This is a genomic window from Thermostilla marina (genome assembly GCF_054657455.1).
On record NZ_BAAHYR010000001.1, the window covers coordinates 4,527,153 to 4,540,280 of the forward strand.

The 13,128-nt window shown below is 61.3% G+C and carries 13 protein-coding genes; 6 read left to right on the forward strand and 7 right to left on the reverse strand.

Annotation, left to right across the window (positions count from 1 at the left end; genetic code table 11):
* Window positions 1–65: 65 nt before the first annotated feature.
* A complete protein-coding gene (locus ACYQ2I_RS16375; RefSeq protein ID WP_460168107.1) occupies window positions 66–1,016 on the reverse strand; it encodes a hypothetical protein in 951 nt (316 codons plus the stop codon).
* Between the two features lie 264 nt (window positions 1,017–1,280).
* On the opposite strand from ACYQ2I_RS16375, the gene ACYQ2I_RS16380 reads away from it, so the two are divergent.
* Window positions 1,281–2,669, forward strand: a complete 1,389-nt coding sequence (locus ACYQ2I_RS16380; protein WP_460168108.1) for a hypothetical protein — start codon at window positions 1,281–1,283, stop codon at window positions 2,667–2,669.
* A gap of 82 nt (window positions 2,670–2,751) precedes the next feature.
* Here ACYQ2I_RS16380 and ACYQ2I_RS16385 read toward each other — a convergent pair whose 3' ends face one another.
* Window positions 2,752–3,543, reverse strand: coding sequence for a DUF4261 domain-containing protein (locus tag ACYQ2I_RS16385; protein ID WP_460168109.1), 792 nt, complete (start codon window positions 3,541–3,543; stop codon window positions 2,752–2,754).
* 391 nt (window positions 3,544–3,934) lie between these two features.
* Here ACYQ2I_RS16385 and ACYQ2I_RS16390 point away from each other — a divergent pair, with 391 nt between their 5' ends.
* Window positions 3,935–5,335 carry an MBL fold metallo-hydrolase RNA specificity domain-containing protein gene (locus ACYQ2I_RS16390; RefSeq protein WP_460168110.1) on the forward strand — a complete coding sequence of 467 codons (1,401 nt, stop codon included), beginning with the start codon at window positions 3,935–3,937 and terminating at the stop codon, window positions 5,333–5,335.
* A 177-nt stretch (window positions 5,336–5,512) separates the two neighbouring features.
* Window positions 5,513–6,505, forward strand: coding sequence for an aldo/keto reductase (locus tag ACYQ2I_RS16395; RefSeq protein ID WP_460168111.1), 993 nt, complete (start codon window positions 5,513–5,515; stop codon window positions 6,503–6,505).
* Between the two features lie 28 nt (window positions 6,506–6,533).
* Here ACYQ2I_RS16395 and ACYQ2I_RS16400 read toward each other — a convergent pair whose 3' ends face one another.
* The 3 genes from ACYQ2I_RS16400 to ACYQ2I_RS16410 form a co-directional block, all read right to left on the reverse strand.
* The gene (locus ACYQ2I_RS16400; RefSeq protein ID WP_460168112.1) at window positions 6,534–6,971 is read right to left on the reverse strand and encodes an ATP-binding protein; all 438 of its coding nucleotides are present in this window, start codon (window positions 6,969–6,971) and stop codon (window positions 6,534–6,536) included.
* Window positions 6,972–7,022: 51 nt separating this feature from the next.
* Complete coding sequence (locus tag ACYQ2I_RS16405) at window positions 7,023–7,376, reverse strand: STAS domain-containing protein (RefSeq protein WP_460168113.1); 354 nt, start codon at window positions 7,374–7,376, stop codon at window positions 7,023–7,025.
* A 414-nt stretch (window positions 7,377–7,790) separates the two neighbouring features.
* Window positions 7,791–8,240, reverse strand: a complete 450-nt coding sequence (locus tag ACYQ2I_RS16410; protein WP_460168114.1) for a hypothetical protein — start codon at window positions 8,238–8,240, stop codon at window positions 7,791–7,793.
* 396 nt (window positions 8,241–8,636) lie between these two features.
* Between ACYQ2I_RS16410 and ACYQ2I_RS16415 the strand changes: the two genes are divergently transcribed.
* Window positions 8,637–9,572: a hypothetical protein gene (locus ACYQ2I_RS16415; protein WP_460168115.1), complete on the forward strand. Its 936-nt coding sequence runs from the start codon at window positions 8,637–8,639 to the stop codon at window positions 9,570–9,572.
* Window positions 9,573–9,602: 30 nt separating this feature from the next.
* Here the strand turns inward: ACYQ2I_RS16415 and ACYQ2I_RS16420 are convergent, their stop codons facing one another.
* Entirely contained in the window at window positions 9,603–9,893 is a 291-nt protein-coding gene (locus ACYQ2I_RS16420) for a hypothetical protein (RefSeq protein WP_460168116.1), read from the reverse strand.
* 600 nt (window positions 9,894–10,493) lie between these two features.
* Between ACYQ2I_RS16420 and ACYQ2I_RS16425 the strand changes: the two genes are divergently transcribed.
* Together ACYQ2I_RS16425 and ACYQ2I_RS16430 are read left to right on the forward strand one after the other, a co-directional pair.
* A complete protein-coding gene (locus tag ACYQ2I_RS16425; protein WP_460168117.1) occupies window positions 10,494–10,874 on the forward strand; it encodes a response regulator in 381 nt (126 codons plus the stop codon).
* A 288-nt stretch (window positions 10,875–11,162) separates the two neighbouring features.
* Complete coding sequence (locus ACYQ2I_RS16430) at window positions 11,163–11,939, forward strand: NIPSNAP family protein (RefSeq protein WP_460168118.1); 777 nt, start codon at window positions 11,163–11,165, stop codon at window positions 11,937–11,939.
* Between the two features lie 112 nt (window positions 11,940–12,051).
* On the opposite strand, the gene ACYQ2I_RS16435 is transcribed toward ACYQ2I_RS16430, so the two are convergent.
* A complete protein-coding gene (locus ACYQ2I_RS16435) occupies window positions 12,052–13,044 on the reverse strand; it encodes an outer membrane beta-barrel protein (protein WP_460168422.1) in 993 nt (330 codons plus the stop codon).
* Window positions 13,045–13,128: the final 84 nt, after the last annotated feature.

The following is a 13,128-nucleotide window of genomic DNA, read 5'->3' on the forward strand; positions in this document are numbered from 1 at the left end:
TAGCTTTGCGGCGACGCCCACCACCGTGTGAGCCTAGCGACTCCTTCACACCGAGAAAAGTCGGGTCAGCGCTGCCACGTGCCGGCGCGCCGCACTTGGGCCGTCCACGATTCCACGCGCGAAAGGACGTCCTGCATGGCCCGCACGGGATCCCGATCGATCGATTCCCAGTGCTGCAAACGCTCGGCTGAACCGTCGATCGAAACGTCGCAGGTAAACCGATAGAACTGCCCTGCATTTCCCCATGGTTCCAATCGGTACCGCATGGCCCCCAGCGACTGCAATCGCTGTTGAATGGCGGCCACGGCAGCTTGGGCCTGTTCGGGAGAAAGCGGCGGTCGTTCGATGGCCGGCAAACCGCCCGTCGGCGCGGGTCCGACCGAGCCGCTCATGCCGGGCGACGCCGGAAACGGCATGCCCGGGCTCAGTGACGGCGTGCCGCCGGCAAGTGTACCGGTCGGCTCGTTCATAGCCGTGTTCGGCGCGGCCGATGGTCGAATCGTGTTCGAAGGCTGAACCGAATTCGAAGGCATCTCGCCGAAAGCAGGCACCGCGACCGGCTGCGAATCGACGGCGGCCGTTTCGATCGGACGGGGATTTCCTGAATCGGCGGGCCATTGCGCGTAAGGGGCATACTGCGGCGGCGAACTGCCTGTGTTCTCCGCTGGAAGGGAACCCGCCGGGAAAACGTCGGACGTCGACTGCGCGACGACTCGCGAAGGTTCGGCAAGTTCGGAGGCGAACGGGTTTCCTGTTGCCTCATCCTTCGGAGCGGACGGCGATTCGATCGCCAAGAGCGGCTCGTTCGGCAAGGTTGCCACGGGCGATTCGTCGTGACCGGCCACGGGCGCAAAGACGAATTGCCGGACGGTCGGCCAGGTAGCCGCCAGCACGGGCAACACGACAAAGATGCCCAGCATCAAGATTGCCCGCAGTTTCTCGGAAGCTTGCCGCGGATCATCCAAGGTCGCACTCCTTGCGTCGAGTTTCGCCGACTCGGTACGATCGGCATCCATGCCGTATCCTTGCCGACAGGCCGTCGGAAACTTCGGCGCGCAATCGCAACCGGCGGCCTCGCCGTTCGGAGCGTATGATAGTCGCAAATCGTGCAAAACCGCAACGGCAAATCGCCCCACTCCGGCGGGGACGGCCCAAACCAAGGCGAATCTTCCAGCTACCGCGGCTAAAATAACAAGGGGGCAATACGTCCCCCGGTTGCGGCTCTTATCCGGAAACCGCAATCTGTACCGTCGACTCCGGACTTTCAAACAGGAAAAGCCATGTCCCGCATCATCGCAACGGCGCTCTTCCGCATTCGCTGTTTGCGCCCGAAAGAACGGTTCGGCACGCGTGTTCTGCTGTCGATCGTTTTCGCGTGGGCGGTCTTCGGGGATCCGATCGCCGAATCGACCATTCGGGCCCAGGCGCCCGCCGATTCACCGCCCAAGGCGGCCCGGGCCGACGACGAGGCCGCTCTTCGGGTGCGGGTGTTGCTCCGGCGACTCGACTCGAACGTGCTGGTCGAGCGGGAACAAGCCGAACAGGACCTGATCGCACTGGGACCGGCAATCCTGCCGTTGCTTCCCAAGCCCGACGAGACGACTTCGGCCGAACTGCAAACCCGGCTGGCACGCATACGCACGGCGTTGTTCGAGGCCCAAACCAAGTCGCTCGCGGCCGTGCGGCGCGTGTCGCTTTCCTTCGACGACCGGCCGTTGCACGAGGCTTTGAAAGAAATCGCCCGCGCGACGAAAAACGACGTCGTCGTGGAAGGCGTCGGCTCGATTCTCGACCACCCCGTATCGCTCGACTTGCAAAACGTCACGTTTTGGGAGGGCGTCGATCGAGTCCTCGACGAAGCCATGGCCGACTTGTATCCGTACGCCCCCGCAGGCACTCTTCAGGTCGTCGAGAGGCAGCCGGGCCAGATCGCCCGCTCGCGTCGCGCGGTGTACGTCGAATCGTTCCGCTTGGAGCCGACGCAAGTAATCGCCGCCCGCAGTCTCGCGAATCCGGGCAACAACAGTTTGCGGCTCGATTTGCAGGTTAGTTGGGAACCGCGTCTTCGACCGGTCAACATCTGGCTGCCCGGCGAGTCGATCGAAGCTTACGATGAGCACGGGGGCCCCTTCCCCAAGCCGGCCGTGCCGATTCGACCGGAAATTCCCGTGGCCGCAGGTGTCGCCGCCGTGGAATTGACCGTCCCCTTGAGTCTGCCGCCGCGGCGAACGCAGCAAATCGCAAGACTGAAAGGCGAACTGGGCATCCTGCTGTCGGGCAACTATGAAGATGTCCGTCTGTCCCTGCGTTCCATCGGCAAGACGACGCAGCACGGCGATGTGCAGCTGACGTTGCAAGACGTTCGCGAGGCCGACGAGGACGTGTACGAAGTCGGTCTCTTGATCCGCATGAAGGACGCCCAAGGCGGCATGGAATCGCATTTCGATTGGGTGTCCGACTTCCAAGCCCACCTCGAGGCCGGTGAACGACGTGTAGAACTCGCCGGCCTGGAAAGTACGCTGCCCGAGCCGAACACGATCGCCGCGACCGCCGTGTTCGTCCTCGAACCGAACGAATCGATCGACGATTACGACTTCGTGATCCGGCTGCCGACGGGCTTGTTGAAGACGACGCTCCCCTTCGAACTTCGGGCAATCGATCTGCCGTAAATCGGCAGAAACGATCAGCGCGGAAGCGATCCGGCGGGATGTTCTCCGTGCGGCAACCGTACTCTCCGCCGTGCGCGTCGCGTCACATGTCGATCCGCAAGACGGTCATCGACTCGTCGAATTTCGACGGGCCGATGTGGACGGTGAATTTCTCGTCCGCCGATTGCCCTACCGTGTGACCGTCTTCGATGACCGGCCCGTTTTCGAGCAAATAGGCGGCGATGTTATACACGCGATCGAGGATGAATTGCGGATCCCGTCGGCTTTGATGGACCTCGATTTCCTTGTGTCCGAATTGATCCATCCCCAACGTGAGCAGCGAAACGGTGTCGTTGTCGTCGCCGCTGAGGCGGAAATTGACCCACAGCTCGATCGGCGGCGATTCCCGATCCATTTCGCGGGCGCGGGCCACGAACTGATCGCGAGGATGCAGCAAGTTCGACGCCCCCCAATAAATGCCGGTAGCCTCGTCGAGTGATGCGGCCGCCGTCGCCGTGAGTTCGGTCAACTTCATCGCACGCTCGATCGGATCGGTCGGACCGCCCAGTAAGATCACGACCCAATGGGCTCGATGTTGCGCAAGTGTCTCGGGGGCCTCGGGCCAGTACCAACGGGCCAGTTCGGCGGCGCCGCCGATATCTTCGGACGGAATCGGAGCCGGCATCAAAGAAAACGCCGCCGTTGCATCGTCCCATTGAAAGATGACGCTGGTCGGCTCGTCGAATCCCGGCGCTTCGTCGTGGGCGCCCGCCGAATCAAAAACGAGCCGCTCGCTGCCGGGCCACAATCGTTCGTGCATACCGGCAAGCACCTCGGCATTCGGAAGGACCGGCTCCGAAAGTGTCACCATCGCCAATGCGACTTCTCGACTCATCGCTGCACCTCAAGTAAGGCCCCGCTTCGAAGAAATCAGAATCCAACCGTCCTCTTCACCATCCGACACAGCCGAATACCGTCGCATTCGACGGGCACTTCCAGCCGCTTCGCTTCTACCGTCTGCCCGTCCATTCGATCGACACAACCGACAAGGTCGGCGACGCGTACGGCCCGGTGCATGCGGGCACGGCGATCATGCCGATAGAAACGAGGGGCGGTTTTATGTGCGATCTCGCTTCGTGTCGCAATCGCCGCTTCCCCTACTAGCGAAGGAATTGTAGAGTTCCCTGATCGGGGGTGCAATGTCTCACGGATGCCCATTCGCCGATTATCGCCCCCCAAAGAGAACCAGATAGCTCCGCCCATCCGCACCGAGCGAGGACCTCCACGTGAAGATTCAATTCTTGGGCGCCGCGCGCCAAGTCACCGGTTCGCAGTACTATCTTCAGGCCGGACGCAGCCGCATCCTCGTCGATTGCGGCATGTTTCAGGAACGCCAATTTCAAGGCCGGAACTGGGAACCCAGCCCCATTCCACCGCGTGAAATCGATGGGGTCGTGCTCACGCATGCGCACCTGGACCATTGCGGCTTGATCCCGAAATTGGTCAAAGAAGGTTTTCACGGCAAGATCTACTGCACGGCGGCCACGGCCGATCTGACCGAGATCATCCTCCGCGACTCGGCACACATCCAGATGGAAGATGCCGCGTACAAGAAAAAGCGGCACCGCAAAGAAGGCCGTAAGGGCAAATACCCGGAAGTCCCGTTGTACACGACCGACGACGTCGAACTGGCGTTGCCCGCCCTGCGCGGTATCGAATATGAACAGCCGGTCGAAATCAGCGACAGCATCACCGTTCGTTTCTTCGACGCAGGGCATATCCTGGGCTCGGCGCTTCTGTGCATTGCCGTCAAAGAAAACGGAGCGGCTCGACGGATCGTCTTCTCGGGCGATCTAGGACAACACGATCGACCGATCATTCGCGATCCGACCGAGCTGCACAAGGCCGACTATATCGTCACCGAATCGACGTACGGCGACCGCGACCACAATCCGACCGCCCCGATCCAAGATCAGCTTGCCACGGTCGTCAACGAGACCCTGGCCCGCGGGGGCAACGTGGTCATCCCCGTTTTCGCGGTCGAACGCGCCCAGGAACTGTTGTATTACTTCAGCCGCCTGTACCACGAAAATCGCATGCCGGCGGTTCCGGTGTATCTCGACAGCCCGATGGCCGTGCGGGTGACCGATGTCTTTCGTCGGCACAAAGAGTGCTACGACGAAGAGATGCGGCGCCTGATCGATTCCGACGAGTCGCCGCTCAATTTCCCCACACTCAAACTCGTTTCGTCGGTCGAAGAATCGAAACGCATCAACGAACAGCGGGTACCGTCGATCATCATGGCGACCTCGGGCATGTGTACGGCCGGTCGCATCAAACACCATCTCAAGCACAACATCGTGCGTCCCGAATCGACGTTGCTTTTCGTGGGATATCAAGGTCGCGGCACCCTGGGGCGACAAATCCTGGACAAGAACCGCGAAATCCGTATCCACGGCAAGATGTGGCCGCTCCGGGCCCGGGTCGAGCAGATCAGCGGAATTTCGGGCCATGCCGACCGCACCAGCCTGCTCGCATGGTTGCGAAAGTTCGGCAATACGCCGCGTCAAGTGTTCGTCACCCACGGCGAAGAATCTTCTGCCTTGGCCTTTGCCGAACAGGTACGTGACGAATTCGGATGGCAGGTCTCGGTCCCGGAATACTTGGACGAGGTCGTTCTCGACTGATCCGGAAACCGCCGAGTACCCCAGGCCGGCAGGAAATGAACGGCCGCGTCCCTCGTCGCGGCAGGGCGCGGTGAGTATAATCCCATCCACGTCCTCGGCCGGCCGGCGTGTGCTTTCGACCGTGCGGCCGAAGGTCGGCGTCCGCTCGTGCTTTCCCTCCGAAAGGGCTGAATTACGATGAAGTATCGCACGTTTCAGGCCGGAAACGTTCCCGTCTCCGAAATCGGTATCGGCACCTGGCAGCTCGGCGGCACGGAATGGGGGGACGTTCCCGAGGATGCAGCACTCGATACGTTGCGAGCCGCGGCCGACGCGGGAATCACCTTCATCGACACCGCCGATATCTACGGCATGGGGCGCAGCGAAACCCTGATCGGTCGATTCCTCAAGGAACGCTCCGACCGCGATCGGTTCTTCGTCGCCACGAAGCTCGGACTTCGGCCCGATCCCGGCAGGCCGCACAACTTCGAGCGCAAATGGGTGTTTCAGCACACCGAAGATTCGCTTCGTCGCTTGGGCGTCGATGCCCTCGACCTGACCCAAACGCACAGCCTGCCGCTGGAAGTCATGCGAGACACGGGGCTGTTCGATCATCTGCGTGAGCTGAAAGCACAGGGAAAGATCAAAAACTTCGGCGCCAGCGTCGAGAGCATGGACGAAGCCCTGTTCTGCCTCGACGTCGAGGGGCTCGCTTCCCTCCAGATCATTTTCAACATCTTCCGGCAGAAGCCCATCGACGTGTTGTTCGAGAAGGCGAAGGCCAAAGGTGTGGGACTGATTGTACGCTTGCCGCTGGCCAGCGGGCTGTTGGCAGGCAAGTTCACGCGCGACACGCAGTTTGCCCCCAACGACCACCGCAACTTCAATCGCAACGGCGAAAAGTTCAACGTCGGCGAGACGTTCGCCGGCTTGCCGTTCGAAAAGGGGCTGGAACTCGTCGAAGAAATTCGACCGCTGGTTCCGCCGAACATGACGATGGCCCAATTCGCCCTGCGATGGTGCCTCGATTTCGACGCCGTGTTGACGGTCATCCCCGGCGCACGGCGTCCCGATCAGGCACGCGACAACGCGGCGGCGAGTGATTTGCCGCCCCTTTCCCCCGAAATCCACGACGCGCTGCGGCGCCTGTATACGGAAAAGACGGCCGCCTTCATTCGCGGAAAATATTGATCCGTCGGACGGCAATCCCAGAAGCGGATCATCCGGAGCAGGGCACGTCGGAGCGATCCTTCGCCATCACGATGCGACGTCCACCCTCCTCGAAGGCGACGTGATTCATGAAGCACCGAATGAGGTGCAGGCCGCGGCCGCGAGGATGCCCGATGCGGTCGGGATGCGTCGGATCGGGAACTTCTTCCGGGAGAAAGCCGCTGCCTTCATCCTCGATCGCAATACGAATGCGCTTTGCGGTCAAATCGACGGCGATACGCAGGGACTTGCGAGGATCTTTGCGATTCCCATGCTCAACGGCGTTGGAAATCGCCTCGGTCAATGCCAGATGAACGGCGAACACGTCACGATCCGCCCATCCCAGCTCCCGCAGGCGGGCGAGAATTCGGTCGACGATCGGCATGGCGGCGGCAAGGGTACCGGGTATTGTCCACCGCCGGCACCATGCTGCCGATTCGCCCTTCATTTCGAGTGCATCCTCGATGTTGCAGCAAAAAGCGATCGCCGAACCGCCCGTTTAGAACGCGGCCAACGCGTCGGCCTCGGTCGGATAGATGTCGAACACCGCATCCAATTGCGTGATCGTGAACACCTCCATGATCGCCGGTTGAATGCAGCAGAGCTTCAACACACCGTCGTGGGCTTTCACCTTCTTCTCCAGCGACATCAACTGTCCCAACATGCCGCTCGAGAGAAAATCGACATTGGCAAAGTTCAGCAACAGCTTCTTCCGGTTTTCTTGCTCGACCAGCCGGAACAATTCGTAAGCCAGCTCTTGGATGCTCAAGTCTTCGATGATCTTGCGATCTTTGAAGTGGACGACCGTCACGTCGCCGGAATCGTGCAGCTCGATGTGACGCAAATCTGTCATGGATCGAAACTCCGTAGAATCGGGGTAACGGCTGACGCCGTACGAGTGGCTTACGATGTCGGCCGTGCGCGACGGCCCTCATGCGGCCGTTTGCAGAAACACCCCACGATGACGGCTTGCCGCGCACCGAACGTGCTTCCTCGATCGGGTGGATCGCTGCCGACCGCAGATCTTGATTATCCTCGCAGCGGGGGTGCCTGGTCAACGGCGCGCCGAGGTTTCGCGCACCGGATAAGGCAACCGACCGATGAGATCTTCAGCGAACAGCATGCGTCCAGCGGCTGCCGGTCGAGACGTTTCACCCGCGAACCGACACGTCTTCATCTTAGAACCGTTCCAACGGGCGTCAATAGACCGGCCGCAAGAGCCCCCCAATACGCCGCCCGCGTTTGAGCATGTATCGCAAAACTCAAGTCACGGCGTCGGCTCGGCGGGCAAAGGGACGTCCGCAATCGAATTGCTGATCACCGCCCGCTGAATCAGCAGGTAATTCGTCCCTTGAAACTCGGTGATGGTGCCGGTCACCGTCCAATGCCCGACGGTAGGGTTGTCTTGCAGCGTGCGGGCAATGCGATCGAGGTTCAGATTTTCCAAGACGACGAAGCGTCCGCCGTTTTCTTCGGCAAAGAAGGTGTAGCGCTCGCCGGTCTTGCGGAAGACGCCCGGCGCGTCGCGAAGCACGGTTCCTTCACGGAACTGCGCCTGCGGCGTCTCGACGACGCCTTCAGGCTCTTCAAGCTTGGTGTACGACGGTCGGATTTGCCAATACGGCGACTTGGCTTCTTCCGACCAGGCGACCAGCCCTGCTCCGAAGACGAGACAGAAAACGACCGTCCGCAACAGAACACGCTGCCCCCTGCGCATGGTCCTCCTCCTTTCGGAAATCGGCAAAACGTTCGTTCGTGTGGCCGGCATGATCGGTTTCTCGGTTTCGGTTCGGGCGCACCATCTCCCTTGAAACCCTAGAACACGGTTTCGCACAAAGCTCGAACCGTGGGCCGATTCCAAGGCCCTCTGTTGCCCGCAAACGACAGCCGCTTCCAAGAATGTTGCCGAAAGGCGACGATTCGGCGCACCACACAATCGCCACCGATCGACGCAACTTCCTGCACATCAATCACTTACACCGCATAGCAATCATTCGCCCGACGTGCGGCGCCCCGATTGCGACTCTTCCAGAAGGCGAACCCGGCGACCGCATCGCAATCGAGAATCGGACGGTCGCCGTCTCTTCTCACCTCATCATCGGGCTGGACTTCCATGCATTCCGACCGGAACGAATTGCTGCGCATCTTGGTCGTCGGAGGCTTCATCCTGCTGGGGCTGGGGGTCGCGGCATGGATCGGCAGCATGCTGGCCCACGGAGAGATGACCTTCACGAAGCCCGCCCACGGCGCCGAACTCGCCGCACCGCCTGCCGACTCGCGCACGATCGTCCACACAAAAGACGGTCGCGTGCTTGCGGGCATGATCGATGCCGCCACCGACGCGGAACGTCTGGCAGTGCGCAGCCGCGAGGGCTCGATCACGTTGGTGCGCTACGTCGCCTGGGACGATATCGTCTCGGTCACCTCGCCGATGTTCGAAAGCGCCCCCGTCACCGGGACCGCGTTCCGCGAAACACTGGCTCGACACGACGGGTGGATGGTTCGGGATACCGCGCCGCGTTCCGCCTCGATCACCGTGCGGCGTCATCTGCCGGACGAAACCGGGGTAACGGCGAGTTTCGTCTCGGCGTCCCGTTCGACCAACCGGGAAATCGCAAAGTCGCACTTGCCGCGTGTCGAATCCATCGAAGCCACGGCCGATCTGGGGCGATATGATCCGCAGACCGATCAAGACGAACTAGCGGTCGTCCTCTACGCTTACGACGCCGAGAACCGCCCCTGCGCCGCCGAAGGAACCCTCACCGCCGAACTGACGGTCTACCGAGCCGATCGAGGATCGTTGCGATCACGGCAACGCGAAACGCTGCGGTGGACCGTACCGTTGGCGAGCGACGACTTTCGGTTCGGCCGCGCGACCGTGCATCTGCCGTTTCCGTCGCATTTCGAACCGCGCGAACACGGCACCTATGGCCGTTTGTCGCTGTCGTTGACCGTACCCGGTTCCGGCGTCTACCGTACCGTCGTCACCGGCGTTCGCATTCAACGCTTCGATCCCGTCGCCGATTACGACGAGCTGCGCCGATTCTAGAGAAATGGCCGATCGCCGGAGACCACGCGTCTACCCCGTGCGCGGCAGCAACCAACTATACAAGAGCAGGACCGAGGCGACCGACAGCGCACAATGTGCCAGCCAGTCGGGCGGCTGGAATTTGAACGGCGGCGTCGGCAGCGGACTGCCCGTGGCCGCCGATACGGCCTCACTCGTCGCCGCCACGGGGTGGCCCGTCTTTTCGGCCAGGATCTTCGTGGCCTCGGGAGTAAGCACGACCGAATCGAGAAATTTCACTTCCAATCCGAAAAACAGAAGCAACACTCCGGCGACGAAATAGTGATGACGCGAAAGTTGCATGGTCGTTTCTCCTTTCACCCACCGGACATCCGATCCGACAATACCGATCGGCAGGGTGTTTCTTATCGTGACGCTGAAACGAGATGCTCGCATTTTGCGGGCAGGGCCGCATAACGTGTGAGGCATCCTCATCCCATACATCGGACGAATCGCGTCCGACCGATCGATCGATTGGGACATTGAAACCGGAGAAGCCGCATCACCCGATACGGTTTCGCAAGCAATGTCGTTTTTGCCGGAAATGCGCCACCGCATTCCTCCGATCCGGGTCGCAGGAAGCTGTTCTCGGTTCCCTCGATTCGGGAAAGGGGGAACAAAAAACGACGCGATTCCGCCGACTGCCCGAAAAGGGATTCTATATTTGCTCAGACAGACACGAGGCGATCCGCACGACGCCTTGGTAGCCGAGACGTAAGCCCCCTCGGCGTCGGTGCGTTCGACATGCACCCCCTCGAAGTGACGCCACCGGTTTGACGCAGGCCTCGTCGTCCATGGAATTCAGGAGTGCCTTGCCCTTGCACGGGGCAGACGTGCAAACGGGTGCAAGGCGTCACGCACTCGAACGATCCAGGAACTTGCCGAACGAATTGGAGGCCGGCAATGGCAAAGCGCGTACTTGTTGTCGACGACTCGATGCTCATGCGACGCATGGTTTCCGAGACGCTCACCGAAGCGGGGTGGGAAGTCGTCGGACACGCTTGTAACGGCGAAGAAGCTATCGAAAAGTACAAAGAGTTGCACCCCGATCTGGTGACGCTCGATATCGTCATGCCCGGCACGGACGGCATCCATGCCCTCAAGGGAATCATGGAATACGATCCCGCTGCGAAAGTGATCGTGGTCAGCGCCTTGAATCAAACGAAGCTGATTTCCGAGGCCATTCGGCAAGGTGCACAGGACTTCATTGCCAAGCCCTTCTTGCCCGAACAGCTCCAAGAAACCGCGATCAACTGCGTCCCCGACGCCGTCGGCGCTGCGTAAGTCCGCCGACAATACAAGTGTTGCAGGCACGCCCCGTGTAGGCCGCCGCTTGTGTCCGGGTCCGGACCATCGACCGATTCCATGTTCGCCCAAGACGCCGGTTTCCGGGGAACCGGCGTTTTCTGCGCGCGGTCGCGACCGGAAACGCGAAAGGTTTGCGTTCCTCCGGCGCCCCGACTACACTTGCACCACAGAATTCGATGAATGATCCGCCGAGACGGCCGCCGTCGCGCGGCGTCTTGGATGTTTACGCAAGAGGTTCGTCTCATCCACGCGAGGGAAAACACCATGAAACGTCGCGAATTCGTTGCCGCTTCGGTCGCGGCCGGTTTGGGTGCGTTGGCCGCCGGACAGTCGGTCGATGCCGCCGAAGGAGACAATCGCCAGGTGTTGGAGCTTCAATACTACACCGTTGCCTCGCAAGAAAAGTTGGCGGCATTGGAAGACGTCCTTGCCAAAGCGTTCGTGCCCGCCTGGAACCGTTTGGGTATCGAGCCGGTCGGGGTGTTCCTGCCTACCGACGAAACCCTGGGTCTGTACGTGCTCCTACCGCACCCGAACGTGCAATCGGTCCTCGACACGCCCGCGGCACTTCTCGCCGATGCAACATTCGTGGAAGCAGCGAAACCGGCGTTGACCGATCCGCAAAAAGATCCCCTGTACGAGCGTATCGAAAGCTCGCTACTGTTGTCGTTCAAGGGCTGTCCGAAGGTGGAATGCCCCACCGACGTCGAAGGCCGGGTGTTCCAGTTGCGGATCTACGAAAGCCACAATCTGCAAAAGCATTTCAAGAAGGTTGAAATGTTCAACGACGGCGGCGAGCTGCGCATCTTCCGGGCGTGCGGCATGAACCCCGTGTTCTTCGGTCAGGCGATCATCGGCGGCAAGCTGCCGAACTTGACCTACATGCTCGGCTTTGAGAATGAAGCCGCCCAAAAAGAGGCATGGGGCAAGTTTCTCGCGCACCCCGACTGGCAATCGCTGAAAAACGATCCGCAATACGCCGAGACCGTTTCGAACATCACGAACATCATCTTGAAGCCGTCGAAGGCCTCGCAGATCTAAGCGGCTGCGGTTTCGAGAAGCGCCGACCATGTACCTCACGCCCGCGTGTTTCGCGCGGGCGTTTTCATTTGCTTCGCCGCTTGAAAAACGCCGGTCAGGCGTGCATCGGCGGTCACCACATGTAGCTGCGGCCGGGCACCCACGGCCAATAGGTGCGCCGCGACCCGCCGAAACGATATTCCAAACCGGCATTCAGCGACCAATGATGTGTCGTGTTGAGATCGTTCGGGAAGACGATGTTGTCGACGAATTCGAGCCGGAACGCCAGCCATCGCTGACGCCGGAATTTCACGCCCACGCCGATCGGCATGGCGAAATACGTGCCGCTGTAGTCCTCGTCGAGCCGGTCGGTGACCTTCATTCCGGCCAGCCCCACACCCCACAACAGGTACGGTCGCCACGGATCGACGTCGCGCTGGTAATACAAGAGCACCAAATCCCACTGCCACAACCAGCTATCGCGCTTGTCGTACGCGGTGGAGGTCTGTTCGGCCTTGGCCGCGGCACTGTCCCACACTCGCACGCTCCCCAAACCCAATCGCGTTTCGGCGCCCCAATGGGCGTCGTAGTCCCAACCGAGACGGTATCCGCCCCAAAAACCTGCACCCTCGGCCAACCAGTCGTCGACCAAAGGCGTCCCGTGTACGAAACCGGCGTACCACCCGAAGCTGAACGGGCGATGCAACCAGGTCTCGTAGTCGTCGGGCCGAACGGGCATGATCCAGGTGTGCAATCGTTGAAGCAGGGGGCGCGAGGCAGGCGGCGGCCCGAACCACAACCCCGGTCCCAATTGCCCCGCCGGCGCAAGCGGATCAGGCTGCCCCGGTGCGTGGGAAAATACCGTCCCCGTCGCCGACGGCTCGGCCGGAGAGACCAACGCAGTTCCGGCAAACGCATCGTCCTGCGCACCGATCAACGGTGGAGGCGAAACGACGTGTAAATCCTCTCCCGGGGCACCGTCAAGCCGGACCTGCGATTGCGAGACTCCGGCAACGAGCGCACCGTCCGCCGGCAGGTCCGGCGACACAGCCCCCGACACGACATCCAACGTCTGCGCCTGCCCGTTCCACGCGAAGGCCGTTCCGACGGCGAACACGATCAGCATCGGCACGAGCCGTGGGCGCTCGCGCGCGCATTGCGGTCGCCGACCGTCCACATGGGAAGCCGCCGAGGAGCAACAAGTCGAATG